The organism is Serratia sp. PL7 (assembly GCF_945957435.1).
In genome coordinates this window covers 135,767-161,228 of record NZ_CAMFLB010000006.1, presented here as the reverse complement: position 1 = coordinate 161,228, position 25,462 = coordinate 135,767, and the positions used below count along the sequence as shown (strand labels likewise).

Genomic DNA, 25,462 nt, shown 5'->3' with positions numbered 1-25,462 from the left:
ATTAATGCGCTTTATCTTCACGGATAGAAGCCTGCAGGGCTTCAGCAAACGATCTGGCCAGTGTCTTCCGCTGTGCGGGAGCAATACTGGTGTTGATCAAATTGGTTACCATGTTGCCCAGCACCATCAAAGAGAGGTCGGTGGGAGTATGGTGTTTTTCCAGAACGTTGACCAGCTCAGAGAGCAGTTGTTCAACGTGTTCGTCACTGTAACGAGATGATTGTGGCATAAAGATTGTGCTCAAAGCTCGACAAAGTCCCATATCTTACCGTATAGAGCCGTGATTTTCCGCTCTTTTATAGCGTGAAGATCGTTAAGGTATTGCCATGCCCGTTGTCTTTCGGCTTCGTCAGTGCTTGAATACGCGCTCAAAGAACAGGAGGATTGATCATGAGTCTGGATATCGAGCAGATTGCACTGCACCAGTTGGTAAAACGCGATGAGCAGACGCTGGAAGTGGTGTTGCGCGATTCCCTTCTTACCACCAATGCGGCGGTGGAAGAGATGATGGCAGAGCTGCATCGCGTTTACAGCGCCAAGAGTAAGGCTTACGGCTTGTTCAACGAGCAAAGCGAATTGGCGGACGCGTTGCGCAGTTGTCGTAAGGGTGATGAAGATTTCCTCGCATTTAGCCGTGCTGCTACCGGCCGTCTGCGCGACGAATTGGCCAAATATCCGTTTGCCGACGGTGGCGTGGTGCTGTTCGCCCATTACCGCTATCTGGCGGTAGAATACTTGTTGATTACGGTGCTGAACAGTTGCAACAGTACGCGTGTCAATGAAGAGTTGGATATCCGCACTACCCACTATCTGGATATCAACCACGCGGACATTGTAGCGCGTATCGATCTGACCGAATGGGAAACCAACCCGCAATCGACGCGCTATCTGACATTCCTCAAAGGACGGGTAGGGCGCAAGGTCTCCGATTTCTTTATGGATTTCCTGGCGGCGTCGGAAGGGCTGGATACCAAAGCGCAAAACCGTGGCTTGTTACAGGCGGTGGATGATTACTGTGCCGATGCTCAACTAGGCAAACACGAACGCCAGACGGTACGTCAGCAGGTTTACAGCTACTGTAATGAGCAGTTGCAGGCCGGTGAAGAGATCGAGCTGCAGGAACTGTCAAAAGAGATAGCCCCGGTGGGTGAGAAGGATTTCCTGCAGTTTTCCAGCGAACAGGGCTACGAGCTGGAAGATAGCTTCCCGGCGGATCGCGGCACGTTACGCCAATTGACCAAATTTGCCGGCAGCGGCGGCGGTATCAGCCTGAACTTTGATGCGATGCTGCTGGGGGAGCGCATTTTCTGGGATGCGGCCACCGATACCCTGACGATCAGAGGTACGCCACCGAATCTGCGCGATCAGTTACAACGTCGCACGGGCGGCAAGTAAGCATCGCTGAATGACCGCCAATAAAAAACGCCGCAATTGCGGCGTTTTTCACTTCGGCGTCCCGAAAATCGATAACGTGGCGATTAAACGCGAACGAAGTCGATGTGAGCCAGTTTTGGCTTGAACGGGTGACGCTGTACAGCCTGAACCTTAACTTTGGTTTCTTTACCGTCGACAACCAAAACTACTGCTTCGCTGTAGAATTCTGGTTTAACTTCCATGTTCTTTACAGAATCATGGTCTAGTTCGATAGCAATCGCAGCTTCTTCGCCACCATAGATGATAGCTGGGAATTTGTTTGCTGCACGCAGGCGGCGGCTCGCACCCTTACCCTGGTCTTTACGTACTTGTACGTTGATAGTGAACATTGTTTTTTCTCTTAAAAGAAAATTTACCCTGCTACAGGCGACCCAGTAACAGGCTCGATAACCTGCTTTCACACTGGGCGAACCCAGGTAAAGCGGGCGGCATTTTAACGGAAAGCCGCTCGCTGGGCAATGAAAACCTGCCGCACGGGGCTAATACAGCTCGTTGGCACGGCGAAAGCGGCCCTGATAATCAAAAACTTTTTCACGTATCTGCCAGAACTGGCCGCGTTTGCGTGCGACGACGAAGTCTGGATGGCGCAGCAGCGCCTGCTGCGCCAGAATGTCCGCCGCGTTTTGCCAACTGAAGGGGACGCCAGGTGCCCGTTGGTGCGGGCGCAGGAACAGCATCTCGAAGGCTTTGCGTTGTGCGGGCGTTTGCAGGCGGAACCGTTCGCTAGTGCTGGTGCCATCTTCGTCATAATAGGTGGCTTTCAGCCATTCCCCTTTGTCGTCCTTGCCGCTTTGCAGTTCCATTCCGCCACAGCGCAGGACTAGCGCATCCTTCAGTTTCAGCGCGGCTTTCAGCATATCATCCGGATCGACCAGAACCTCCTGGCACTGATGGCAGCGGCGTGCCGCAATATCGTTCTCTGCTCCGCAGTGCGGGCAGCATTTGAAACGGAAGCGGTAGTCACATTGCTCGCGATGCCCCTCATCATCTTCCAGCCAGCCCTGACAGCGGCGGCCGTAGTGCTCGAGGATGTCGCCGTTCTCGGTGCATTTGCCCCAAAACAGGTTGGCAAAACCGCAGCCAGGGCAAAAGACCTGCACCGGTTGGCTGTCTGAGTGGGGTTTGCTGACGCCGACTTCCGGCGTGAACAAATCGTGGGGATTGCCTGCGTAGTCCAGGATCAGGCAGTCGGTCTTGCCTGGGGCCAGCCGTAAACCGCGCCCGACGATCTGCTGATACAGGCTGACGGACTCGGTGGGGCGCAAAATAGCGATCAGATCGACATGCGGTGCATCGAAACCCGTGGTCAGCACCGCCACGTTAACCAGGTAGCGCAACTGCTGTTGCTTAAAGGCTTCGATTAGCGCGTCACGCTCGCCTGGCGGCGTTTCTGCACTGACCAGAGCCGCTTCCCCACTTGGCAACAAGCCATGCACTTCACGAGCATGTTCCACCGTGGAGGCAAAAATCATCACGCCTTTACGGGTTTCGGCGTATTCGACGATCTGGCTGATGATGTGCGGCGTGATGCGGTTTTGCTGTTTCAGCTCGCGGTTAAGATCCACTTCGCTGAACAGGCCGTTGCTTCTGGCCTCCAGGCGGCTGAAATCGTACTGCACGATCGGCATATCCAGCCGTTCTGGCGGCACCAGGAAGCCGTGTTTAATCATATAACGCAACGGCAGTTCATAAATGCAGTCGCGAAACAGGCTGTTGCCGTCGCCACGGGTGATGCCGTGGTAGTGATATTGATAGATCCAGCCTTTTCCCAGCCGGTAAGGGGTGGCCGTCAGGCCAAGCAGGCGCAGCTGCGGGTTGGTTTTTTGCAGGTGTTGAATAATCTGTTGGTATTGGCTGTCGTCATCGTCGCTGATGCGGTGGCATTCGTCGACGATCAGCAAGGAAAATGCGCCGTCGAACAGCGACAAATTACGTGCTACCGATTGCACGCTGCCAAACACCACCTTACCGCTGCTCTCTTTTTGCTGTAGCCCAGCGGCGAAGATGTCGGCCTCCAGGCCGTAAGCGCAGTATTTGCTATGGTTTTGCGCCACCAGCTCTTTAACGTGGGCTAGCACTAACACCCGGCCACGGGCGCGTTTTGCCAACTCGGCGATCACCAGGCTTTTGCCAGCGCCGGTTGGCAGCACAATCAGGGCCGGTTCAGGGTGCTGTCGGAAATGCTTGATGGTGGCGTCGACCGCTTCCAACTGATAGGGGCGTAGGGTAAAAGCCATGCGTTAGTACCGCTCGCTGAAGTGGGCTGTAACATTCCACTGAAATTGTGACATTTTGCTCCTCAGACGGCGGAAAAATTTCTATTATTATGCCTTCTGCGGCTACGCAGTGCGAGAAGCATGGAAATTACTCCTGTTATGGCATCGTTTCCGTCGCTATACTAAGCGGCTTCCCTACGCGAACATCCTCTTCGAACCTGTTTTTTGCACCTGGTGCGACAACGGGGCGTCATATTTAGCAACCAGATCAATGCGATCATAACAACGACAGGCAAAGCAGATTCAATGCGACTGGACAAGTTTTTATCTCAGCAGTTGGGTATCAGCCGTGCGCTGGTAGCGCGTGAACTCCGTGCAAAACGTGTCACCGTAGACGGTGAAGTGGTCAAGAGCGGGGCTCTTAAACTGGTTCCGGAACAAGAAGTGCGGTTTGATGGCAACGTGTTGTCACAGCTGAACGGGCCACGTTACTTCATGCTCAATAAGCCACAGGGTTATGTGTGCTCTACCGACGACCCGGATCATCCAACCGTGCTCTATTTCCTGGATGAACCCGTTGCATACAAGCTGCATGCGGCAGGGCGGCTGGATATTGATACCACCGGCCTGGTACTGATGACCGATGACGGCCAATGGTCGCACCGCATCACCTCACCGCGCCACCAGTGTGAGAAAACCTATCTGGTGACGTTGGAACATCCGTTGGCCGCCGATACTGCTCAGCAGTTCGAGCAAGGCGTGCAACTGCATAACGAAAAAGATCTGACCAAGCCCGCGAAGTTGGAAAAAATCGAAGATACCCTGGTGCGTCTAACCATAAGCGAAGGGCGTTACCATCAGGTGAAGCGCATGTTTGCAGCCGTGGGTAACCGGGTCATCGAATTACACCGTGAGCGTATTGGCGCCATTGTGTTGGATGACGATTTGGCACCGGGAGAATATCGCCCGCTGACCGAAGAAGAGATTGCCAGCGTAGGCGCCCCGCACCTGCTGGATTAATTTTTGCGACCGACCAAGGAGTCGTTGAACGTGCAACAGAACCGGACCTCTCACCTCGGTTTGATCTTTATTCTGGGCCTGCTGTCCATGCTGATGCCGTTGGCGATCGACATGTACTTGCCCAGCATGCCGATAATCGCTCAGGAGTTTGGCGTGGAGTCGGGCCGGGTGCAGATGACGCTCAGCGCCTACATGCTGGGCTTTGCCGTTGGTCAACTGTTCTATGGGCCGATGTCCGACAGCATTGGTCGCAAACCGGTGATCCTGTGGGGCACGCTGATTTTTGCTATCGCCGGTGGGGCCTGTGCGATGGCCCAATCGGTGGAGCAACTGATCAACTTGCGTTTCCTGCACGGGCTGGCTGCAGCGGCGGCAAGTGTGGTGATCAACGCCCTGATGCGTGACATGTTCACCAAGGACGAGTTCTCACGCATGATGTCGTTCGTGATCCTGGTGATGACCATTGCGCCATTGTTGGCTCCGATGATCGGTGGCGTGCTGCTGCTATGGTTCAGCTGGCATGCCATCTTCTGGACCATGGGGGCAGCGGCGCTGTTGGGGTCGGTACTGGTGGCGTTCTTTATCAAGGAGACGTTGCCCAAGGAGCGGCGGCAAAAATTCCATCTGCGCACCACGTTGAGGAATTTCGGCTCGTTGTTCCGCCACAAGCGCGTGCTGAGCTATATGCTGGCCAGTGCTTTCTCGTTTGCCGGGATGTTTTCTTTCCTCAGCGCCGGGCCGTTTGTCTATATCGAGCTGAATAACGTTTCACCGCAGCATTTTGGTTATTACTTTGCGCTGAACATCGTGTTTCTGTTCCTGACGACCCTGATCAATAGCCGCAACGTGCGCCGCCTGGGGGCAGTCAAAATGTTCCGCCTTGGTCTATTTGTGCAATTGACGATGGGTGTATGGTTGCTGGCAGTCACCGCCAGCGGGCTGGGTTTCTGGGCACTGGTGCTCGGGGTGGCGGTTTATCTCGGCTGTATCGCCATGATCTCGTCTAACGCGATGGCGGTGATCCTGGACGATTTCCCCCATATGGCGGGAACAGCCTCTTCGCTGGCTGGGACGTTGCGCTTCAGCATTGGCGCACTGGTCGGGGCGATACTGTCCATGGCACCAGGCAAAAGCGCATGGCCGATGGTTTCATCGATGGCGCTGTGCAGCATCGTTGCGGTGTTGTTCTATTTTTATGCCAGCCGCCCGCGCAATAACCCTGCCTGATTTGCCCCTCACCCTAACCCTCTCCCACAGGGAGAGGGGACCGATCGAGCTGTTTTATCGTTACTGAGCTCACCTTTGCTCTTCCAATGAATGAGCCACATGTTAAGTCCTGTACCTGATCTCCGCCCTTGATGTTACTGAACGAACCACAGACTGACTTCTGCACTTGATTACAGCTCTGGCCCAGCTCCCTCTCCTTGGTGAGAGGGAGATCAAAGGCAATTAGACCCCAATCTACCCGCTTGCAAGTTTAAGTTTGTTGCTAAATATATGCAGGCTAACTAAACGGCGGTCAAACGAACTGTAGTTTTTTTGTTAAATATGGCAGCATTATTTTGTCAGGTGGCCAGAGGTGCAACCCGCTGGTTGGTGGGGCGTTTTCTTAGCGGTTAATTGGCCTTATTTTATTTTAAATCAAAGTATTATTGATTTAACCTGCCTTGGGTGTTTGAGCGATATGTTTGCATAATGTAAAATTATACCGATTGTAAAGTAACCGCATTGCAAGAAAAAAATGTTGAGATCGCTGCAGGAAAGGGTTACATATAACGCAAAAATGCGAGCTGAGTCGCAAAATGCCGTGAGAGAACCTTCTACGGTGGAGAAAAACTGAGTGATATCAGCAAGCGCAGGATGAAGTTAATTGTTTGTTGCAAATTTTACTTAAAAATAACATTTGTGGGCGGCAAAGTCGGATGATCCCGGCTATAACTAAGTCATCCTGTGATGTAAAAAGTGTTTCATCTTTTCATACTAGGGATTTCATGTGGATAGTTTCCAGCTTTCGGTAGTGCATCGCTTGCCGCAAAGTTATCGTTGGCTATCAGGTTTTACCGGCAGCAAGGTTGAACCGATACCGCTTAGCGGCATAGACGAAGATAACGATCTGATCGGCCTCAAGCTGCTCAGCCATGACGGGCGCGAAGCCTGGCGGGTCATGCAGCAGCTCAACCTGTCTCTGCAAGAGATCCAGGTCAATTGCTCCATCGTTGAATGGGAAGGCGAGCCTTGCCTGTTCGTTCACCAATGCGATGAGAGTGCCGCCATGTGCCGATTGAAAAACGTCGGTGCGGCGATTGCCGAGCAGCTCAGCGCGCAGTACCCCTTCTGAATGATGCCGCTAATCAACCAACTGCAATAACTGCTGCGTATAGGCAGCAGCAGGTGCGTTGAAAATCGTTTGGCAGTCACCCTGCTCCACGACTTCTCCCTGACGCAGTACGATCACCTGATGGCACAACGATCGTACCACCTGCAAATCGTGGCTGATAAACAGATAGGCCAGCCGGTGACGAAGCTGAAGTGACTTCAGCAGCGTCAGGATCTGCGCCTGTACCGATTTATCCAACGAGGACGTCGGTTCATCCAGGATCAACAGCTGCGGCTGCAGGATCAGCGCGCGGGCAATAGCGATACGCTGGCGCTGCCCACCCGAAAACTCTGTGGGATAACGATAGCGCAGAGCCGGATCCAATCCGACTTCCTCCAACGCCTCAATCACCCGCTGTTCGCGTTGCTCTGCGGTCAGTTGCTGGTGGATCTCCAGCCCTTCGGCGATGATTTGCAGCACGTTCAGGCGTGGATTCAGCGCGGAATAAGGGTCCTGGAACACGATCTGCATCCGGCTGCGGTAAGGCAACATCTGCTGGTTATTGAACTGATGCAGTGGTTGGCCATCAAACCATATCCCACCTTTTGAGCTCAACAAGCGCAGCAGCGCCAGGCCCGTCGTGCTCTTGCCTGAACCCGATTCGCCCACCAGGCCCACGCTTTCCCCAGGCTGTATCTCGAAGCTCAGATCTTTCAGCGCGTAGTTCTGATCGACGATACGCCGTAACAGGCCACGTTTGATCGGGAAACTGACCTGCAGGTGTTCCACTTTCAGCAGCGGCATAGGCTTATTGCTGGCCGGAAGCGGCAGAGGCTCGCCCACGTCTTCCGCAGCCAATAGCTGACGGGTATAGGCGTGCTGTGGGGCGCTAAACAGGCCGTCACGGCTATTTTGCTCTACGCACAACCCTTGGCGCATCACCGCCACGTTATCCGCCAACCGGCGCACGATGTTCAGGTTGTGGGTGATAAACAGCAATCCCATCCCCAGTTCCTGCTTTAACTCTTTCAGCAGCATCAGGATCTGCGCTTGAATGGTTACGTCTAGCGCGGTAGTTGGCTCGTCGGCAATCAACAGCTTGGGTTTGGTCAGCACCGCCATGGCGATCATCACGCGCTGACGTTCTCCGCCGGAGAGTTGATGGGGATAATCCTTCAGGCGCCCTTTGGCGTTACGTATGCCCACCCGATCGAGGCACTGGATGATTTCGGCACGGGCGCTATCACGGCGCATGCCCATGTGGAGCATCAGCACTTCAGCCAGTTGTTTTTCGATAGTGTGCAGCGGGTTGAGCGACACCATCGGCTCCTGGAAAATCATCGAGATCTGGTTGCCACGCACTTTGCGTAGTTCGGCTTCCGATGCATGTAACAGTGAGTTGCCGTTAAACAGAATATCCCCACCGGGATACACCACCGGCGGGGAAGGCAGCAACCGCAGTACGGAGAGGGCGGTGACGCTTTTGCCTGAGCCTGATTCACCCACTAACGCCAGCGTCTCCCCTTGTTCCACCTGTAACGAGACACCGTTGACCACCTGATTCAAGTTGCCCCCCTGGCGGAAGGCGATGCTGAGATCCTGAATAGCGAGCAGAGGAGTGGTCATATTAATGCGCCTTGCTTGGGTCGAAGGCGTCGCGCACCGCTTCGCCGATAAAGATTAACAGTGAGAGCAACACTGCCAGCACCAGGAAGGCGGTAATGCCCAACCACGGAGCTTGCAGGTTGTTTTTGCCCTGTAGAAGGAGCTCACCCAACGAAGGCGAACCGAGCGGCAAGCCGAAACCGAGGAAATCGAGAGAGGTGAGGGTGGTGATCGAACCGCACAGAATAAACGGCAGGAAGGTCAGAGTGGCCACCATGGCGTTAGGCAGCATGTGGCGATACATAATCACGCGATCCGGCACGCCCATCGCTCTGGCGGCACGAATGTAGTCGTAATTACGGGTACGCAGGAATTCGGCACGCACTACGCCCACCAGGCTCATCCAACCAAACAGGATGGTGATGCCCAACAGCCACCAGAAATTGGGTTGGATGATGCTGGACAGCAGGATGATCAGGAACAGCGTTGGCATCCCCGACCAAACCTCGATCAGCCGTTGCCCCCAAAGATCGAATCGGCCGCCGTAATAGCCCTGCGTCGCTCCCGCACAGATACCAATCACGCTGGAACACAGCGTTAGCGCCAGCCCGAACAGCATTGAGATACGGAAACCGTACAGCACCCGGGCCAGCACATCGCTGCCGTTACTGTCGGTGCCGAGCAGGTTTTGGCGTGACGGCGGCGATGGGAAGGGCACTTCAGTGGCAAAGTTGATGGTGTTGTAGCTAAAGCGGATCGGGGCCCAGATGGCCCAGCCGTGTTGCTCAATCTGCTTGATAACAAAGGGATCCTGAAAATCGGTAGTGGTATTCAGCTCCCCACCGAAGGTCGTTTCGCTATAGTTGACCATAAAGGGCACATACAGCCGGCCTTCATAACGCACCAGCAACGGCCGGTCGTTGGCGATCAGGTTGGCGGCCAGGCTGAGCGCAAAGGCCACCAGAAAAATCCACAACGACCAGTAACCACGGCGGTTGCTGCGAAAACGTGCCCAGCGGGCCTGATTGATAGGGCTTAAGCGGCTCATTGACGGCCCTCGAAATCAATGCGCGGATCGACCAGGGTATAGGTGATATCGCTGACGATATTCAACAGCAGGCCGATCAGGGTAAATATGTAAAGCGTTCCGAACATCACCGGATAGTCGCGTTGCAGGGTGGCATCGTAGCCCAGCAGCCCGAGGCCGTTGAGCGAGAACATCACTTCGATTAACAATGAACCGGTGAAAAACATGCTGATAAAGGTGGCCGGGAAACCGGCGATCACCAGCAGCATGGCGTTACGGAACACGTGGCGGTAAAGGATTTTCTTCTCGTCCAGCCCTTTGGCGCGGGCGGTGACCACGTACTGTTTGCGGATCTCATCAAGAAACGAGTTTTTGGTCAGCATGGTCAGGGCGGCAAAGCCGCCGATCACCGTTGCCAGCACTGGCAGGGTAATGTGCCACAGATAATCGGTGATTTTCCCGTACCACGGCAGCGTGTCGAAGTTGCTGGAAACCAGCCCGCGCAGCGGGAACCAGTCCAGATAGCTGCCACCGGCGAATAGCACGATCATCAGGATGGCGAACAGGAATGCCGGAATGGCGTAGCCGATGATAATCAGCGTGCTGCTCCAGGTGTCAAAGGCGCTGCCGTTGTGGATGGCCTTACGGATACCCAGCGGGATCGACACCAGATAGATGATCAGTGTACTCCATAGCCCCAGGGTCGCGGAAACCGGCAGACTCTGGCCAATCAGCTGCATCACCGAGGCACCGCGGAACAGGCTTTCGCCGAAATCGAGGCGCATATAGTTCCACAGCATGGTGAAATAGCGTTCGTGGAGCGGCTTGTCGAAGCCGTAACGCTTGGTGATCTCGGCGATCACTTCGGGATCCAGGCCGCGTGAGCCACGGTATTGGCCTTCGGCCACGTTGCCCGCGCCAGCCTTCATGTGCCCAAGGCCTTCACCCGCGCCTCCGCCGCCAAATCCGCTGGTTTGCCCCATCTCAATAGAGGCAATGGCCTGGTCGACCGGCCCACCGGGGGCGATTTGCACGATGAAAAAGTTAATGGTGATGATCGCCCACAGCGTGGGGATCACCAGCAGTAATCTGCGTATCAGATAAGCGGCCACCGGAGGCTCCTTATTGCCGTTGCGCCGGCAAGCGTGCCGCCTTGTTGACGTCGAACCACCAGTTGTCGAACCCGATTGAATAGGCCGGGCGTACCGCTGGCGAAGAGAATTTGTCCCAATAGGCGTAACGGTCGTGATTGGAGTACCACATCGGCAGCATATACATGTTCCAGGTCAACACCCGATCCAGCGCACGGCCAAGGGACAGTAACGCTTTTTCATCCCCTTGATGCTTCATGATCTGTTCTATCAGGGCATCGACAGCCGGATCGCTGACGCCAGGGCTGTTGTAGCTGGAATTCAGATATTCTGTGGCCCAGTAGATTTGCAGGTTGGAGTTGGGGAACGGCATAGCGGGGTAGACCCTCGGCATCATATCAAAGTCACGTTCGCGCATGCGGCGGGTGAATTGGCTGATGTCGATCTCGCGGATCTGCATATCGATGCCCAACCGCTTCAGGTTATGCTGGAAAGGCAGCACATATTGGAAATTGCTACCGCTTGGTAGCATCAGCTCAAAGGTAAAGGGTTTACCGGTTTTGCTGTTGACCAACTGCTGGTTTTTCACTTCCCAGCCGGCCTGTTTAAGCAACTCGTTGGCTTTCAGCAGGTTAGCTCGATCATTGCCGCTGCCGTCGGATGTTGGAGGCTGATAGATCGAGGTAAACACTTCTGCTGGCACTTTGCCTTTCAGCGGGGCCAGCCAGGCCAGTTCCGCAGCATCTGGGTAGCCGGTGGCCGCGTACTCGGTATTCTGGAAATAGCTGTTGGCGCGCTGATAGGCATCGTAATACAGCGCCTTGTTCATCCAGTCGAAGTCGAAGGCCAGGGTAATGGCTTCCCGCACTCGGCGATCGGCGAAAATCGGGCGCTGGATATTGAACGCTAACCAGCGGGCATTCTGTGCCGCCTGATTGGTTTCATCCTGTTTGATGATGAAGTTGCGTGCAAAGTTGCCGCCCTGATATTGAGTGGCCCAGCTTTTTGGAGAACCTTCGACGCGGAAATCGTAAGCCCCGGCCTTAAAGGCTTCCAGCGCCACCTTATCGTCCAGGTAATAGTCATAACGCAGCGTATCGAAGTTATAGCGCCCACGATTCACTGGCAGATTGGCGGCCCAATAGTCGCGTACGCGCTCGTAGGTAATGTACTGACCCAATCGGTAGCTGCTGATTTTATAAGGGCCACTGCTTAGTGGGGGAACAGTCAGTGGCTCATTCAGTTTATGGTCTTTCCAGAAGCTTTCTGGCATCACCGGCAGGCTTAATAGGCCGAGTAGCTGATCTCTATCCGGTTTGGGGAGTTCTATGCGCACAGTCAGACGGGAGATGGCCTTGACGGTGACGCCTTTATACGACGAACGGAATTGCGGCACCCCTTCGGTCATAAATTTGTTGAAGGTGAAGGCCACGTCGGCGGCGGTGATCGGGCTACCATCATGGAAGCGCGCGCGTGGGTTGATATCCAGCTCCATCCAACGCATATCTGCCGGGTAACGAGCCGATTCAGCAATCAAAGGATAATAGCTGGAAGGCTCATCGTCCGAGCTGGTGAACAGCGTATCGTAGAGTTCCCCGGTTCTTTCACCGGGCACGCCACGCGAGGCGAAACGGTTGAAGTTATCATAGGTGCCGATGGCTGCCAGCCGAACATCGCCGCCCTTGGGGGCAGCGGGGTTCACGTAGTCAAAATGGCTAAAGTCGGTGGAATATTTCGGCTCACCGAGCGTGGCGAAAGCGTAGCTTTCATTAAGGGTTTCGGCCTGCATGCTAAAGCTGAGTGCCGAAAGCACCAAGGCAGCAAAAATGCGTACGGACATCTCTACGGTAAGCTCCTGCTATCTATACCCGTCGCCTTTCAAGCCAAGACTTGGAATACGTCGGATATAAGTCAATTAATCCAGCCGGTAGCATAGCATTTCAGGCTGGTTTTCTGAGTAAAGAAGTTTAAATATCAGGGATTAACTGCGGCCCGATAATCAAAAACGGCCTTATTCTGGCAAAAGGCCACAAACTCCTCAATACCCAGTGGCTTACTGAAATAATAGCCCTGCATAAAATTAACGTCGCGTTCTTGCAGGAAACTCACCTGTTCGGCGGTTTCTACCCCTTCCGCCACGGTCAGCATGTTCAGTTTTTTAGACAACGAGATCACCGCATCCAGGACGGGAGCGGTCGCCGTATCCTGGCCGATGGTATTGACAAAACCGCGGTCGATCTTGAGGTAATCCAGGGTGAAGCGTTGTAGATAGATTAAGGCGCTGTGGCCGGTACCAAAGTCATCCACGGCGATCTCAACGCCCTGGCGGTGCAGCCACTCAAACTCTTCCAAGGCGTTTTGTTCTTCCACCATGCCGCGCTCGGTGATTTCAAACACCACGGTGAAATAGTCGGTCGGCAACTTAGCCAGCAGTTCGGTGATATCGTCATGGAACGAAGGCGCATTAAGGTGAGAAGGGGCAAGATTGATGCCCAGTTTGGCGCCCCGTGGCAGAGCTTGCACCAATTGCGGGATATCGGCCACGATCCTACGGAACAGGTGGCGGGTCAACGCCACGATCAACCCTTCGCTTTCGGCATAGGGGATAAACAGATCGGGTGGAATGCGCCCCTCGGTGGGATGCTGCCAGCGTATCAATGCCTCAAGACCGGCGATGGTGTTGGTTGCGGAATGGAACACTGGTTGATATTCAACAAAGATCTCATTGTGTTTGATGCCTCTCATCAGCGCGCGTTCGGGGCTTTGACGCAGTATCTGCATATAGTAATACAGCGCACCCACCATCAGGGAGAGCACCAGGCTGCCCAACACGGTCAAACGGATATCATTAGCCGTCAGGGATTGATGGTAGAAGATCATACTCAGTGGATAGCCCGGGACGGCTAGCCGGCTGGCTTGGCTTTTAGGTAATTGCGCCAGCGGCATCATATTAGTGCCGAAGGTGGTTACCGCATGCTCGCCGATCACGATGGCAAATCCGGGAGTATCTCTATCGGGTGAACTGAGCAGCAGGTAGGGCGCCAGGGTGAGATCCAGCGTGGCTAATATGCCGGTGTTGCCTGGCCCGGGGTGGCGCAGCCACACGGCAATCGCCGGTTTTCCCGGTACCATCGGTGTGCCTTGCTGTAATGCCATATCCAGTGGTTTATGCCAGTCAATATCGGAATAGATATGGCTCATTCCCAGCATCATGTTACCGGTTGCCGAAGAGCAATAGGCAAAGCCGTCTTTGACCAGCACAAAGGTGCGTACGCCGGTGGTAAAAGCGGCACGATAGGTCAGGTCGGACTTGGCCTGTTCGCAGGATTTCCCCGTAAGCGGCATGATTTGCTGCATGATTTCTTGCAGATAATCGAGATAATTAACGGCATATTTTTGCGTACGGGTTTCGATTTTATGCTGATATTGCGTGCGCTGATGATCGATCAGAAATAAAGTGACAGAGGTAAAAACAAGGAAGAAAACGACTGCGACAATACAGCTTTTAGTCAGGCTACGCCGTGTGTTGGACGCATGGCGTGCAAATGCTCCCTTCAATCCCATTACTCGCCCCCTGAGCGCAGCATAAAAATATTCTTGTTATATTATTGGTGATTAATATATCCCACCGATCCTGCCTGCGTCATTATTCGCTTGGCTTGCGCTAAGGCTGTCTGTTTAGACACAGCGTAAATAGCGCGTGACGAAATGGCATGTCACTTGACGATGATAGGCTATTTTTTCAACCGTTGCGTGGTTTCTGGCGCAGTGATAATCGAAAATAGCGATGCGGGTTTGTTCGGCGCCAGCGTTACAGTGAAAAAAAACGCTGCCCTGGGGCAGCGTTCTCGTCTCGTTTGTTTGGTTTTCAGGACTTGATTCAGATACTACGCCGTTAGCTGGAACTTTTACCCAGTAACCGGCGGCCTTCACGATAACGTTTATCCCAATAGTTATCCGAAAGGCTGGAGATTGTCACACCACTGCTGGTAGAGGCATGAACGAATTTGTCATTACCCAGATAGATGCCGACGTGGCGGCCAGTAGAACCGGCGCGGAACAGCACTAAATCACCTGGGCGCAGTTTGGCGCGTTGGATTTGCTTGCCCATATCTTCTTGCTCATAGGTTGAGCGGGGCAGATCCATACCAAACTGTTCGCGGAAGGTACGTTGTACAAACGCCGAGCAATCAATGCCGCGCTTGCTTTCACCACCTAAACGATAGCGGACGCCTTTCCAATCAGCATACTGGTCCATAATCTTTGACTTGACGTCAACGTTACGTACCATCGCTTCGAATTCATCCTGAGAGGCTTGCAGTAAAAGACCGTTTTTGTCATTAACTGCATGCATCTCAGTTTGTGATCTATCTAACTTCGAAGTGTTTGTTGAGCTACAGGCGGAGAGCACCAAGGCTGCCGCAATTGCAGGTAACACCCGCAAAAAATATCTCAGAAAAGGTTGAGATTTGACCATTGTAATTGTTTTCCCTTGAAGTCCTTAACGACGCTAGTCGTTATCTGAAAAATACCAAACGGAACGAGACTAGTTGGCACCGGCAGGAAGGACAATCAGTTAGCATCGGAAATGTGCAGGAACGCACAGTTTTCGGATTTTTACTAACGAGCCAAGCCAAACCAGGCACAAACGCATCCGAGAGTACCGGAATGAAGTGAGGATTGCGAGCCTTTTTCCGACATTCTTTATATGAAATTGTGATGTAACATAATGTAAATCTTCATATAAAAAAACGCGGTTCAGCGGTTATGTTGGATTGGCGTTAATTAATGGGGTAGGCATGTTAACGGTGTGGTTGTTGAGTAAACAAGATGCGACAGGTAAATCACCGAGAGGCGCTGGCCTCCCGGCTATCATAATCTAAAGTTATGGCTGCGTTGGGCGATACTTACCAGGTAATCTGCAGTTCAACCAGTGGATCACAACATCGCTGGCCGGAGTCATCAGCCACCAACTGGTACCGACCATCACCACCGACAGCGAACCGACGGCAATATCGGTAAACCAATGTGCACCGATCATGATGCGTGGCAGGCAGAAGACCAGGGTGATCAGCAGCGCGATGGCAAATGCCGTGCGGTTAAAGTAGCGCAGCATAAAGCAGGAGAAAATCAACAGCATCATGCCATGATCGCCAGGGAAGCTGTCGCTGGAGGCGTCTTTGGTTGGGATCCCGGTGAGTTCGCTGACCCGGTTGATATTGTCAAAGGTCAGGGTGGGGCTGGCGTGTTTTACCGGCAGCAGGTGACCAAACTGGTTGAGCACCACTCCCGTTAACAACATCACGACGCCGGTAACGATCAGACGGCGGCGTCCAAAGGCATCCTGCTTGAGGTAGAAGAAAAGGTACAGTAGCCCCATGGCGATGAGCGAAATGACGTCGAATATTCGATTGTTGGTGATCGCCACCATTCTCAGAAACCAGGCATCGCTGGCCAGATGTTGGTTGAAGAAGAAAAAGATTGCTGAGTCAATCTTGAACCAGAACCCGTGATCCTTGGGTAAATACCAGGAAAGAAATAGCACGATGCCCAAGACGTTGAGCATGAGGATGAAGGGTAAATTGCGGCGTGTCATGGCTAACCTGTAAAAAAATCAAAAAAATAATGCCAACGTTAAAAGCATTAACTTAAACGGATATTAAACAAGGCCGATTGCAAAGCATTCCAGTTGGCCTCGTCGCTGTGGATCAATTCGATACGGCTGTCGAGCGGAGCGGTGGGACGCGTCTCGATACTGAGATCCTGCCCTTGGCGGTTGATCAGCAAACTGCCTTCGGCAATGCGTACGACCGCCTTGGCCCGCTCAACCGGAGCTAGCCTGATCCATTCCATCATACCGACGGTATCAAAGACGGTTTCCCCATCGAAAATCCAGCCGCAGCTGGTGAATCCTTGGCCTTGGTTGAGGGCTCGGCGCCAGCGGGAGTTTTCAGGCAAACGCAACGCCGCTAATCCTTGGGTCTTGGCGTGGCTATGATGATGCTGTGCGTCCGGCAATTCTGTGCAATTGGTGCGTGGCCGATCCAACAGCGTGATATCCATGCGCCCCTGCTCAATGGAAAAGACCGGCCGCTGCTGACCATGTAACGTTTGCCAGGCTTCCAGTGCCTGAGCATCTTGCGGCTGCCAGGTATCCATTTTATTGGCGATGATGACGTCGGCCGCAGCCAGTTGATCGCGAAAATTTTCATTTTCGCTATAGCGAGGTTCGCCAAGTTGGCGGGGATCAAGCACACAGATCGTTGCCAGCAAATCGATCCATCCGCCATAGGTTTCCTGAGTCAACAGCGCCAGGATCTGCTTGGGGTGACCTAATCCAGTGGGTTCAATCAGTAACCGATCGGGTTTGGTCTGTTGCAACAACATATTCAACCCTACCTGCATAGGTAACCCGTTAACGCAGCACATGCAGCCACCGGGGATCTCTTTCAATACCGCACCGCTGTCGGCCAACAGGGCGCCATCGATACCAATCTCGCCAAACTCGTTGACCAGCACGGCCCAGCGCTCATTTTCCGGCTTGGTGGCCAACAGGTGTCGAATGGTGGTGGTTTTCCCGCTACCGAGAAAGCCTGTGATCAGATTGGTTTTTGTCATTTGGAGATCCCCGTTAATGATGTTTTCAATTGATTGAAAGTGAGCAATTATTTGCTTTTTTATCGCGTTTGCACATAGGCGTGCCAGATCACAAATATAAGCATGAAAACCGCCTGTTTTTGGCGTTTTTTTTCTGCTGAAATGTTAGGACTTTTCCCATAAAAAACGTGGCATTAACAAAGTTAATTGTACCGTACCGTATTGTTTCCACGACCTTAATGCACCGATTAGCCATAAAAAAAACCACCTATCCTTGCGATTATTCCTAAATAAATAACCTATCTTTAAAGTGGCTTAACAAAAGTGAGGTTGCCATGAATAGCTTACGGTTAATTATGATCGCAGGAGCGTTGTTTTCATGGATGGCAGCAAGTCATGCGGGTTCCACAGGTGGCGTTATCAACTTCGTGGGTGCCATTGTCGAAGGGCCTTGTACAGTAGATGTTAGCAACTCAACGGCGAATACCCAATGCTATCGTAACGGGCATAACTACACAGGCACGCAAAGGCTGGCAAGTTTTGATGCCAGCAGTAAAGAACTTCCGCTGAATATCGGTACCACCGAAATGCGGTGGGTAGACCAGCAGAAAAAACTCGCAATAATGACGGTAATTTATCGTTAAGTCCTCTGTCATGCCGAGTGGGGCTCGGCATGACATCCCCAGACCCCGTACTTTGTTTCGTTTTCATACCTTTCATTGCCCAACCGACTGACCAGGATTGCGTACGGTAAGCCGTCTGCCAACTGGCCGTTACTGGATATCAAATTAAGACTTTTCCGACTTGAAATCTGTATTTTGCGGCAATAAATTATGCGCCGCCAGAGAGGTGGAACCCCATCTAACTAAATGATAAATAGATGAAACCTCTCTAACTTGCGTTTAATCCAAGAACTTTTTTTCAGGTTTATATTGGCTTAATAACAAGTGAGGTGCCCATGAAAAGCTTACGGTTGTTTTTGATCGCAGGAATGTTGTTTTCATGGCTGGCAGCAGGCGTGGCCAATGCAGCTACCGGAGGCGTGATCCACTTCTATGGTGCCATTGTCGAAGGCCCTTGCACGGTGGAAGTCGCTGACTCAACGGCACAAACGCAATGCTATCGCGACGGGAAAAACTACACCAGCAAACACCAGTTAGCGAGCCTGGAGAGCGGTAGCAAAGAGTTGCCAGAGAATCTCGGCAAGAGCGAAATCAAGTGGTTGGATCAGCAAAAAAAACTCGGAATAATGACGGTGGAATACCGTTAATCCACATTCAGTCAAGTGGCCGTCATGCCTGGTTGATTGGCATGGCGGCCGATAGAGATCAATTCAACTGGGTGGTTACCCAATCTTTTACCGTCTGGCGCGCTCCTCGATCGCACAATGACAGATAGGCCCGTGTTACTTCCGCCACAAACGCACTATCCGTTGGCAACTGATCGCCAAACACGCTTTTCAACGCCAGCAATGCAGCCACGCGGGGTTCACCGTCCTGTGAACAACTGACGGCCTGCTGCAACGTGGCCAGCATCGGGTCGCGGATATCAATCGGTTGCCCTGCGTCATCAATCCCACCGACATAACGCATCCAGCCCGCGACGCCAAGCGCGAGCCCCGCATGGCTACCGCCATATTGCCGATGCCAGCGGATCGATTCCAGCAGGCGCTGAGGCAACTTTTGCGTGCCATCCATAGCGATCTGCCAGGTGCGGTGTTGCAGTGCCGGGTTGCTGTAACGTTCGATCAACTGCTTGGCGTAGGCGGCCAGATCGATGCCAGCGACCTGCAGCGTCGGAGCCTGCTCGTTCAACATCAAATGGTGTGCGGCGCGGCGATAATTCTCATCTGCCATGCAGTCAACAATGTATTGGTAACCCGCCAGATAACCGAGGTAGGCCAGGAAGGAGTGGCTGCCGTTGAGCATCCGCAGTTTCATTTGCTCGAACGGCAGAACATCATCCACCAGTTGTACACCGGCATCCTCCCAGCGTGGGCGGCCAGCGACAAAATTATCTTCCACCACCCATTGAATGAAGGGTTCACAGGCAATAGCGCATTCATCACGCATGCCACCCAAAGCGGCGGCGATTTCATCCAGCGTTTCTGGCGTAGCGGCCGGAACGATGCGATCGACCATGGTGCTGGGGAAGGTGACGTGTTGAGCGATCCACTCGGCGAGTTGTGGATCGCGCGCTTTGGCCAGCCCGGTCACCGCATTGCGTACCACGTGGCCGTTCTCTGGAATGTTGTCGCAGGACAACACGCTAAAGGCGGGTAGATGGCGCTCTCGACGCCGGCGTAGTGCTTCCACGAGGATCCCCGGCACCGTGGTGGGTTGGGTCGGATTAGCCAAATCGGCTTTGATCGCGTCGTGTTGCAGATCCAGTTGGCCGCTACCCGGTTCGATGCAGTAGCCTTTCTCCGTAATGGTCATGGAGACGATCGCCACCTGCGGTTCGGCCAGCTTTTCCAGCACGGCGTCGATGCCTTCTAATTTGCGATGTACGCTTTCGTGAACGGCTCCCACAACGATGGCCTGATCGCCCGCCGCGCCCTTTTCTAACACGGTGTAAAGGTGATCCTGATCGCGCAGGGTCTGAAATAGCTTATCGCCGCCGAACAGGCTGATCTCGCAGATCCCCCAATCGCCGCCGTTACGGTTGAGTACCCTGTCGGTCAGCAATGCCTGGTGAGCGCGGTGAAAAGCCCCAAAACCCAGGTGAACAATTCGGCTGCGCAGGCTCTGGCGATCGTACTGGGGCAGTTGTGTCTTGGCGGGCAACGGTGAGTTGGCGATAGTTTTCATTAATGGCTCCATGACGAGAGCAAGGGCCGGTTGATCGCTGGTATAAAGCTATCAGACCAGTTAGCCGCAGGTGTATGCCCGGCTCTCGCGTATCTGTTAACAACCGCCAGTGTAGGGCGGTAGAGAGGTGAATGAAATTGGTCAGTCCAAAATATCCCAGGATCGTGAGTTGGATCAATCAATCGACGTTTCTGTTTTGACAGCACGCCGCTAATCAGTAAGGTTAAAGATGAATGATATCTACTGCAATGTGGTATAACAGGATTGATTTGATTTTGCGATCTACCTCACCACCGATACCGCTTCAACGATGACAGAGCGACTTTTACAAGGATAAATCAATGGAACAAACATGGCGTTGGTATGGGCCGAACGATCCGGTTTCGCTGGACGATGTGCGTCAGGCAGGTGCAACCGGCGTAGTGACCGCGTTACACCATATCCCTAATGGCGAAGTGTGGCCGGTTGAACAGATCAAGGCGCGGCAGGCTCTGTTGGCGGAAAAAGGACTGGTGTGGTCGGTGGTGGAAAGTATCCCGGTGCACGAGGAAATTAAAACCCACAGCGGCAACTACCAACGTCATATCGCCAACTATCAACAATCGCTGCGCAACCTGGCGGAATGTGGCATTGATACCGTGTGCTACAACTTTATGCCGATCCTCGACTGGACGCGTACCGATCTGGAATACCCACTGCCGGACGGTTCCAAGGCCTTACGCTTTGATCAGATCGCCTTTGCGGCCTTCGATTTGCATATCCTGTGCCGCCGTGGGGCAGAAAAAGATTACACCGACGAAGAGCAGGCCCAGGCCCAAAGCTATTTCAAGGCGATGAGTACGGCAGATATTGCCAAGCTGACCGGTAACATCATTGCCGGGTTACCTGGGGCGGAAGAGGGATACACGCTCGATCAGTTCCGTGCCCGGCTGGCGGAGTACGATCATATCAATAAGGCGCAGTTGCGCGAAAATATGGCCGTCTTCCTGCGCGCTATCGTGCCGGTGGCGGAAGAGGTGGGTGTCAGGTTGGCAGTGCATCCCGATGATCCACCGCGCCCCATCCTCGGCTTGCCACGTATTGTTTCCACTATCGAAGATATGCAGTGGCTGAAAGAGACGGTAGATAGCATCTATAACGGCTTCACCATGTGTACCGGTTCTTACGGCGTGCGTGCGGACAACGATCTGGTGCGGATGATTGAAACCTTTGGCGATCGCATTCACTTTACCCACCTGCGCGCTACCTGCCGCGAGCAAAACCCTAAAACCTTCCATGAAGGGGCGCACTTGCAAGGGGATGTGGATATGGTTGCGGTGGTTGAAGCTATCCTGGCAGAAGAACAGCGCCGTCATAAAGCGGGCGATCTGCGGCCTATCCCAATGCGACCAGACCATGGTCACCAGATGTTGGACGACCTGAAGAAGAAAACCAATCCGGGCTATTCGGCCATTGGTCGGTTGAAAGGTTTGGCGGAGGTTCGTGGGGTCGAGCTGGCGTTAAAGCGGCGGTTTTTCCCGGAATTACTCTAGTAAAAGCAGGGCGCACTCAGGTTGCGCCCCTACCGTTGACTAGTCTGCGCGGCTCATATAGCGGCGTTCTGCAATATGAATGCGGATTTTATCACCGCTGCTCAGGTACTCCGGTACCAGAATGGTCAGGCCGGTCGCCATGGTGGCCGGTTTGTTACGCGCACTGGCAGAGGCTCCTTTGATGCCCGGAGCGGTTTCAACAATTTCCATATCCACGGTCTGCGGCAGTTCCAACGCCAGCACCTGGCCATCCAGCGTCAGTACCTGCATACCCGGCAAGCCCGCTTCAGGGATGAACAGCAGCTCATCTTCGATCTGATCTTTCTTGAAGATATAAGGGGTGTAGTCTTCATCGTCCATGAACACATACTCTTCGCCGTCAATATAGGAGAAGTTTACCTTGCGGCGAGACAGGCTGATGGTGTCCAGAATATCATCGCCTTTAAAACGCTCTTCTACCTTCAGCCCGGTACGGACGTCGGAAAAGCGCATTTTATACAGCGTGCTGGCACCACGGGCGCTTGGGCTCTGGACATCGATGTCCTTTACCAGCAGCAGTTTGCCGTTGTAATTGATCGCCATACCGCGCTTGATTTCGTTCGCTCTTGCCATTGGAATACCCTGTCAACATAGATTTTAGGAAGTTGCGACAAGTTACTCGCGCCGTGCTTTTCAGGCAAGAGCCGCGCGCAAAAAGAGTGGGGAAAACGGGCGGCCGTGGCCGCCCCTGAGGCTTATTTGAACACCGGCAGCAGATCTAATAGCGTTAGCACGTGGGCCACGGCGTTAATCGCCCCAAACAGGATGATGAACAGGATCATGCCTTGGCCGCCGGGAGCACGGTAGCTGGCCTGTGGGAAACGGCGGCGGCTGGCGCGTGCCATCATGGCAGGAACGATCACCGCCCAAATGGTGGCGGCCAGGCCAGCAAAGCCGATGGCGTAAAGGAAACCGTTCGGGAACAGTAACGCGGCCAGGGTTGGCGGCACGAAGGTCACCAGTGCCGATTTGGTGCGGCCTGCCTGGTTATCCTTGAACTTGAAGAAGTCGGCGAGAAAATCAAACAGCCCCAGCGACACCCCCAGGAATGAACTGGCCAGCGCCATATAAGAGAAGGCGTTAAGCAGTTGGCCTACGGCATAGCTACTGGAAACGTTACCCATCTGCTTGAGCAGGCTGCCGATGTTGCCCCCTTCGGCGATCACCTGCTTGAAGGCATCACGGGCGATATTGCCCTGGATCACATACTGCCACAGGATATAGATCGCCAGCGCCAGCAAGGTGCCGTATACCAGGCTGCGCACCACGGCACCGCTGTCTTTTTGATAATACTTCACCAGACCAGGTACGTTGCCGTGGTAGCCGAACGAGGTCAGCAGGTAAGGCAATGCCGCGAGCGCATAGGGCAGGTAGTTGGCGTCGCTGCCGCCCTGGTTGAACAACACGGCAGGCTGCACGTGGGTGAACATATCACCGACGGACAATACAAAGGTGATCACCATGCCGCCGATCAGAATGGTGCTAAGGCGATCCACGGCGCGGGTGGATAACCAGACGATAAAGGCCACGACGATGGCAAACACCAATCCAGACAGAGTTTGGTTGGCGCCGAAGACGCCTTCCAGCGTATGGGCGATGATCGAACCGCCCGCCGAGATATAGGCATAGGTCAGAATATAGAGTACGAAGGTGATCGACAGGCTGTTAAGGGTATTCCAGCCTTTGCCAAGCAGATCTTTGACCACGGTGTGGAAGCTGGCGCCCGCCGGATAATTCATGGTGGCTTCCAGAATCATCAGCCCGGAGATCAGCATACAGAACCAGGTATAAATCAGCAGCGCCACGGAGCCGCTGAACCACACGCCAGAAGTTACGATAGGGATAGAGAACATACCTGCACCTACGGCGGTGCCGGCAATGATCATCGCGCCACCGAGGACGGAAGGGCGGGAAAGCTTCTGGATGGTGTCCGCGGACATTATTGCTCCTGATTGGCCGTTGGCCTTGAGTTCTTTTGTACTAGCTCAATGGTACGTGCGCGATGTGTGCATGTAAAGCGGATATTTGGTGGGATTGGTGCAATTTTCAGCGCTTAGGGCGTTATTTTGGTGGTTTTCCCCTCACCCCAACCCTCTCCCACGGGGAGAGGGGGCTGCAATAGCGTTGTGGTCAGGGGCAGAAGTCTGTCTGCTGCATGCTTGGTGACTGGTAATAAGGGGGCTGTAGTCCGGTGCTGGAGTTTATCAGTGGCACATTAAAATCTGCCCTATGCGAGATGGAGTTATTGCGGTGCCGAGGCCAGTTACTGACGTTAATTTGTAGCACATTCAGTCCCCTCTCCCTGTGGGAGAGGGGCTGCAATAGCGTTGTGGTCAGGGGCAGAAGTCTGTCTGCGGTATGCTTGGTGACTGGTAATAAGGGGGCTGTAGTCCGGTGCTGGAGTTTATCAGTGGCACATTAAAATTTCCCCTATGCGAGATGGAGTTATTGCGGTGCCGAGGCCAGTTACTGACGTTAATTTGTAGCACATTCAGTCCCCCTCTCCCTGTGGGAGAGGGTTAGGGTGAGGGGCGTCACTTTACGTACCCTGATGTATTTTTTTGTCTAATTGGCGGGTATAGCGGGAAATGCCACTCATCGACAAAGTGATAAATCTTTCACATAAGTCGTTGGCGACATCCAAGAAATTCTGTCACAGGTCAAGTAGCCATCATGTTTAAGTTTGTAGTTTACATACAAGGAAACCGGTAAACTAAAAAGTATTGATACCAGTGCTAACCTGGTTAAATGCTTAACAACTATCATATTATGTCTTGGCAATCTATCAAAAATAAAGACAAAAACAGAGCCAGATAAAGCATAGAGTATCAGAGGTGAACCAAAGAAACACATAAATATAGAGGCTGAAAAAGTTATTTCATCCTCCATTAATATCAATGAAGTAGCGTAACTGTAAATCATTAAAGTTCCACCAGTGAATATAATTAGCAGTACTGTAGTACCTAATACTTTCCAAAAACGATTCTTCATGCTCACTTCCCTAACCCATTAAGGATGTGTTGAAAGTTTGCTTCAGGTGTTCTTGGTTTAACTTTCATCCTCTCCTTCAATAAAGCTATCAATTTATTGCTTATACCATAATGCTTATCTATGTTATCTAAAGTTGCAACTATAAAAAAACCAGCAATAAACGAGAATACAAAAGCGTACACCCCTAACTATCCCTGTATTAATGCCTTGCTGCCCGATACCCATCGCTAACATCTGCGGATGGTTGGCGGCATACCGCGTGCCAGTTATGGTTCGCCGAAGCCCGGCATAACCTGATATATGAATAAGGTTCACGCCATTTGCCCCTGTGAACACCGTGGCAGTTATTCCTAATTTCTTGAACTCAATGATGACATCATATAGCCCGCGCATGTCATTTATATTGCCTGCATAAGTAGAAACGGGATCTGTCACTTTAAATACAGAAGAGAGGACATTTTTGGGTTCAATACCTCTGGCGAACGCATCGCCACGACTGGTACTGTGTTGCTCAAAGCCCCGAGCGAACGCTTCACCACGCCCCATACCTGGATTTCCTGGGCGGCGCGAGTCGATGTCTTCAAGGATACCTTTTGCCTCAGCGAGCGTGAGAACGACGTGATATTGCGTGTTATCGCTTAATGCTTTCTCCAAGCCGATAGAGTCAAGAAACTCATGTTGGGGTTTTAGCTGGTTGATCCCGACATTACCCTTCAGGAAATCCCCCATGTAGCCTTCCCAACTCGGGTTGAAATTTTTATCTGACATGATCTCACTCCATTG

The 25,462-nt window shown here is 53.0% G+C and carries 23 protein-coding genes; 7 read left to right on the top strand and 16 right to left on the bottom strand.

Translation table 11 applies throughout. The features are described from left to right. Position 1: 1 nt before the first annotated feature. Positions 2-229: a YejL family protein gene (locus N6G83_RS25075; RefSeq protein ID WP_021805879.1), complete on the bottom strand. Its 228-nt coding sequence runs from the start codon at positions 227-229 to the stop codon at positions 2-4. Between the two features lie 161 nt (positions 230-390). Between N6G83_RS25075 and yejK the strand changes: the two genes are divergently transcribed. Beyond that, positions 391-1,395, top strand: coding sequence for a nucleoid-associated protein YejK (gene yejK / locus N6G83_RS25070; RefSeq protein WP_024530605.1), 1,005 nt, complete (start codon positions 391-393; stop codon positions 1,393-1,395). 83 nt (positions 1,396-1,478) lie between these two features. Here the strand turns inward: yejK and rplY are convergent, their stop codons facing one another. Both rplY and N6G83_RS25060 read right to left on the bottom strand, forming a co-directional pair. Next, on the bottom strand, positions 1,479-1,763 hold the full coding sequence (gene rplY / locus N6G83_RS25065) for a 50S ribosomal protein L25 (protein WP_024486231.1): 285 nt from the start codon (positions 1,761-1,763) through the stop codon (positions 1,479-1,481). Between the two features lie 150 nt (positions 1,764-1,913). Beyond that, complete coding sequence (locus N6G83_RS25060) at positions 1,914-3,671, bottom strand: DEAD/DEAH box helicase (RefSeq protein WP_211136206.1); 1,758 nt, start codon at positions 3,669-3,671, stop codon at positions 1,914-1,916. A gap of 285 nt (positions 3,672-3,956) precedes the next feature. On the opposite strand from N6G83_RS25060, the gene rsuA reads away from it, so the two are divergent. The 3 genes from rsuA (at position 3,957) to N6G83_RS25045 (ending at position 7,008) form a co-directional block, all read left to right on the top strand. Then, positions 3,957-4,670 carry a 16S rRNA pseudouridine(516) synthase RsuA gene (gene rsuA / locus N6G83_RS25055; protein ID WP_024530607.1) on the top strand — a complete coding sequence of 238 codons (714 nt, stop codon included), beginning with the start codon at positions 3,957-3,959 and terminating at the stop codon, positions 4,668-4,670. A gap of 30 nt (positions 4,671-4,700) precedes the next feature. After that, positions 4,701-5,897 carry a Bcr/CflA family multidrug efflux MFS transporter gene (locus N6G83_RS25050; protein ID WP_024530608.1) on the top strand — a complete coding sequence of 399 codons (1,197 nt, stop codon included), beginning with the start codon at positions 4,701-4,703 and terminating at the stop codon, positions 5,895-5,897. A 766-nt stretch (positions 5,898-6,663) separates the two neighbouring features. Then, positions 6,664-7,008 carry a YejG family protein gene (locus tag N6G83_RS25045; RefSeq protein ID WP_021805874.1) on the top strand — a complete coding sequence of 115 codons (345 nt, stop codon included), beginning with the start codon at positions 6,664-6,666 and terminating at the stop codon, positions 7,006-7,008. Between the two features lie 9 nt (positions 7,009-7,017). On the opposite strand, the gene yejF is transcribed toward N6G83_RS25045, so the two are convergent. The 8 genes from yejF to N6G83_RS25005 all read right to left on the bottom strand — a co-directional run bounded on the left by yejF (position 7,018) and on the right by N6G83_RS25005 (position 17,328). After that, positions 7,018-8,613 carry a microcin C ABC transporter ATP-binding protein YejF gene (gene yejF / locus N6G83_RS25040; RefSeq protein WP_211136207.1) on the bottom strand — a complete coding sequence of 532 codons (1,596 nt, stop codon included), beginning with the start codon at positions 8,611-8,613 and terminating at the stop codon, positions 7,018-7,020. A 1-nt stretch (position 8,614) separates the two neighbouring features. Then, positions 8,615-9,640, bottom strand: coding sequence for an ABC transporter permease (locus N6G83_RS25035; protein ID WP_024528044.1), 1,026 nt, complete (start codon positions 9,638-9,640; stop codon positions 8,615-8,617). Further along, complete coding sequence (locus N6G83_RS25030; RefSeq protein WP_021805871.1) at positions 9,637-10,731, bottom strand: microcin C ABC transporter permease YejB; 1,095 nt, start codon at positions 10,729-10,731, stop codon at positions 9,637-9,639. Before N6G83_RS25030 ends, N6G83_RS25035 begins: the two co-directional genes overlap by 4 nt. Before the next feature lie 10 nt (positions 10,732-10,741). After that, entirely contained in the window at positions 10,742-12,550 is a 1,809-nt protein-coding gene (locus N6G83_RS25025; protein WP_211136208.1) for an extracellular solute-binding protein, read from the bottom strand. A 134-nt stretch (positions 12,551-12,684) separates the two neighbouring features. Further along, complete coding sequence (locus N6G83_RS25020) at positions 12,685-14,274, bottom strand: cyclic di-GMP phosphodiesterase (protein ID WP_211136209.1); 1,590 nt, start codon at positions 14,272-14,274, stop codon at positions 12,685-12,687. Between the two features lie 331 nt (positions 14,275-14,605). Next, entirely contained in the window at positions 14,606-15,187 is a 582-nt protein-coding gene (gene mepS / locus N6G83_RS25015; RefSeq protein ID WP_024528047.1) for a bifunctional murein DD-endopeptidase/murein LD-carboxypeptidase, read from the bottom strand. A gap of 408 nt (positions 15,188-15,595) precedes the next feature. Continuing rightward, on the bottom strand, positions 15,596-16,306 hold the full coding sequence (locus N6G83_RS25010) for a phosphatase PAP2 family protein (RefSeq protein WP_024528048.1): 711 nt from the start codon (positions 16,304-16,306) through the stop codon (positions 15,596-15,598). A 47-nt stretch (positions 16,307-16,353) separates the two neighbouring features. Beyond that, complete coding sequence (locus tag N6G83_RS25005; RefSeq protein ID WP_024528049.1) at positions 16,354-17,328, bottom strand: CobW family GTP-binding protein; 975 nt, start codon at positions 17,326-17,328, stop codon at positions 16,354-16,356. A gap of 314 nt (positions 17,329-17,642) precedes the next feature. Here N6G83_RS25005 and N6G83_RS25000 point away from each other — a divergent pair, with 314 nt between their 5' ends. Both N6G83_RS25000 and N6G83_RS24995 read left to right on the top strand, forming a co-directional pair. Beyond that, positions 17,643-17,951 (top strand): type 1 fimbrial protein, encoded by a 309-nt coding sequence (locus N6G83_RS25000; RefSeq protein WP_024528050.1) that lies wholly within the window; start codon positions 17,643-17,645, stop codon positions 17,949-17,951. Positions 17,952-18,265: 314 nt separating this feature from the next. Beyond that, the gene (locus tag N6G83_RS24995; RefSeq protein ID WP_024528051.1) at positions 18,266-18,577 is read left to right on the top strand and encodes a type 1 fimbrial protein; all 312 of its coding nucleotides are present in this window, start codon (positions 18,266-18,268) and stop codon (positions 18,575-18,577) included. 58 nt (positions 18,578-18,635) lie between these two features. Here the strand turns inward: N6G83_RS24995 and N6G83_RS24990 are convergent, their stop codons facing one another. Further along, positions 18,636-20,117 (bottom strand): mannitol dehydrogenase family protein, encoded by a 1,482-nt coding sequence (locus N6G83_RS24990; RefSeq protein WP_211136590.1) that lies wholly within the window; start codon positions 20,115-20,117, stop codon positions 18,636-18,638. A gap of 341 nt (positions 20,118-20,458) precedes the next feature. Here N6G83_RS24990 and uxuA point away from each other — a divergent pair, with 341 nt between their 5' ends. Next, a complete protein-coding gene (gene uxuA, locus N6G83_RS24985; RefSeq protein WP_024528053.1) occupies positions 20,459-21,649 on the top strand; it encodes a mannonate dehydratase in 1,191 nt (396 codons plus the stop codon). Between the two features lie 39 nt (positions 21,650-21,688). On the opposite strand, the gene yeiP is transcribed toward uxuA, so the two are convergent. The 4 genes from yeiP to N6G83_RS24965 form a co-directional block, all read right to left on the bottom strand. Continuing rightward, entirely contained in the window at positions 21,689-22,261 is a 573-nt protein-coding gene (gene yeiP / locus N6G83_RS24980; protein WP_021805861.1) for an elongation factor P-like protein YeiP, read from the bottom strand. Positions 22,262-22,383: 122 nt separating this feature from the next. Continuing rightward, positions 22,384-23,628, bottom strand: coding sequence for a tryptophan permease (mtr, locus tag N6G83_RS24975; RefSeq protein WP_021805860.1), 1,245 nt, complete (start codon positions 23,626-23,628; stop codon positions 22,384-22,386). A 655-nt stretch (positions 23,629-24,283) separates the two neighbouring features. Further along, complete coding sequence (locus N6G83_RS24970; protein ID WP_211136114.1) at positions 24,284-24,679, bottom strand: DUF1240 domain-containing protein; 396 nt, start codon at positions 24,677-24,679, stop codon at positions 24,284-24,286. A gap of 123 nt (positions 24,680-24,802) precedes the next feature. Continuing rightward, positions 24,803-25,447 (bottom strand): hypothetical protein, encoded by a 645-nt coding sequence (locus tag N6G83_RS24965; RefSeq protein WP_260524043.1) that lies wholly within the window; start codon positions 25,445-25,447, stop codon positions 24,803-24,805. Between the last annotated feature and the right edge of the window lie 15 nt (positions 25,448-25,462).

What these genes read in the sequence shown, in the direction of transcription:
- N6G83_RS25075 (WP_021805879.1), bottom strand. Translation starts at nt 229, where the DNA reads ATGCCACAATCATCTCGTTACAGTGACGAACACGTTGAACAACTGCTC.
- yejK (WP_024530605.1), top strand. Translation starts at nt 391, where the DNA reads ATGAGTCTGGATATCGAGCAGATTGCACTGCACCAGTTGGTAAAACGC.
- rplY (WP_024486231.1), bottom strand. Translation starts at nt 1,763, where the DNA reads ATGTTCACTATCAACGTACAAGTACGTAAAGACCAGGGTAAGGGTGCG.
- N6G83_RS25060 (WP_211136206.1), bottom strand. Translation starts at nt 3,671, where the DNA reads ATGGCTTTTACCCTACGCCCCTATCAGTTGGAAGCGGTCGACGCCACC.
- rsuA (WP_024530607.1), top strand. Translation starts at nt 3,957, where the DNA reads ATGCGACTGGACAAGTTTTTATCTCAGCAGTTGGGTATCAGCCGTGCG.
- yejF (WP_211136207.1), bottom strand. Translation starts at nt 8,613, where the DNA reads ATGACCACTCCTCTGCTCGCTATTCAGGATCTCAGCATCGCCTTCCGC.
- N6G83_RS25035 (WP_024528044.1), bottom strand. Translation starts at nt 9,640, where the DNA reads ATGAGCCGCTTAAGCCCTATCAATCAGGCCCGCTGGGCACGTTTTCGC.
- N6G83_RS25025 (WP_211136208.1), bottom strand. Translation starts at nt 12,550, where the DNA reads ATGTCCGTACGCATTTTTGCTGCCTTGGTGCTTTCGGCACTCAGCTTT.
- N6G83_RS25020 (WP_211136209.1), bottom strand. Translation starts at nt 14,274, where the DNA reads ATGGGATTGAAGGGAGCATTTGCACGCCATGCGTCCAACACACGGCGT.
- mepS (WP_024528047.1), bottom strand. Translation starts at nt 15,187, where the DNA reads ATGGTCAAATCTCAACCTTTTCTGAGATATTTTTTGCGGGTGTTACCT.
- N6G83_RS25010 (WP_024528048.1), bottom strand. Translation starts at nt 16,306, where the DNA reads ATGACACGCCGCAATTTACCCTTCATCCTCATGCTCAACGTCTTGGGC.
- N6G83_RS25005 (WP_024528049.1), bottom strand. Translation starts at nt 17,328, where the DNA reads ATGACAAAAACCAATCTGATCACAGGCTTTCTCGGTAGCGGGAAAACC.
- N6G83_RS25000 (WP_024528050.1), top strand. Translation starts at nt 17,643, where the DNA reads ATGAATAGCTTACGGTTAATTATGATCGCAGGAGCGTTGTTTTCATGG.
- N6G83_RS24995 (WP_024528051.1), top strand. Translation starts at nt 18,266, where the DNA reads ATGAAAAGCTTACGGTTGTTTTTGATCGCAGGAATGTTGTTTTCATGG.
- N6G83_RS24990 (WP_211136590.1), bottom strand. Translation starts at nt 20,117, where the DNA reads ATGAAAACTATCGCCAACTCACCGTTGCCCGCCAAGACACAACTGCCC.
- uxuA (WP_024528053.1), top strand. Translation starts at nt 20,459, where the DNA reads ATGGAACAAACATGGCGTTGGTATGGGCCGAACGATCCGGTTTCGCTG.
- yeiP (WP_021805861.1), bottom strand. Translation starts at nt 22,261, where the DNA reads ATGGCAAGAGCGAACGAAATCAAGCGCGGTATGGCGATCAATTACAAC.
- mtr (WP_021805860.1), bottom strand. Translation starts at nt 23,628, where the DNA reads ATGTCCGCGGACACCATCCAGAAGCTTTCCCGCCCTTCCGTCCTCGGT.
- N6G83_RS24970 (WP_211136114.1), bottom strand. Translation starts at nt 24,679, where the DNA reads ATGAAGAATCGTTTTTGGAAAGTATTAGGTACTACAGTACTGCTAATT.
- N6G83_RS24965 (WP_260524043.1), bottom strand. Translation starts at nt 25,447, where the DNA reads ATGTCAGATAAAAATTTCAACCCGAGTTGGGAAGGCTACATGGGGGAT.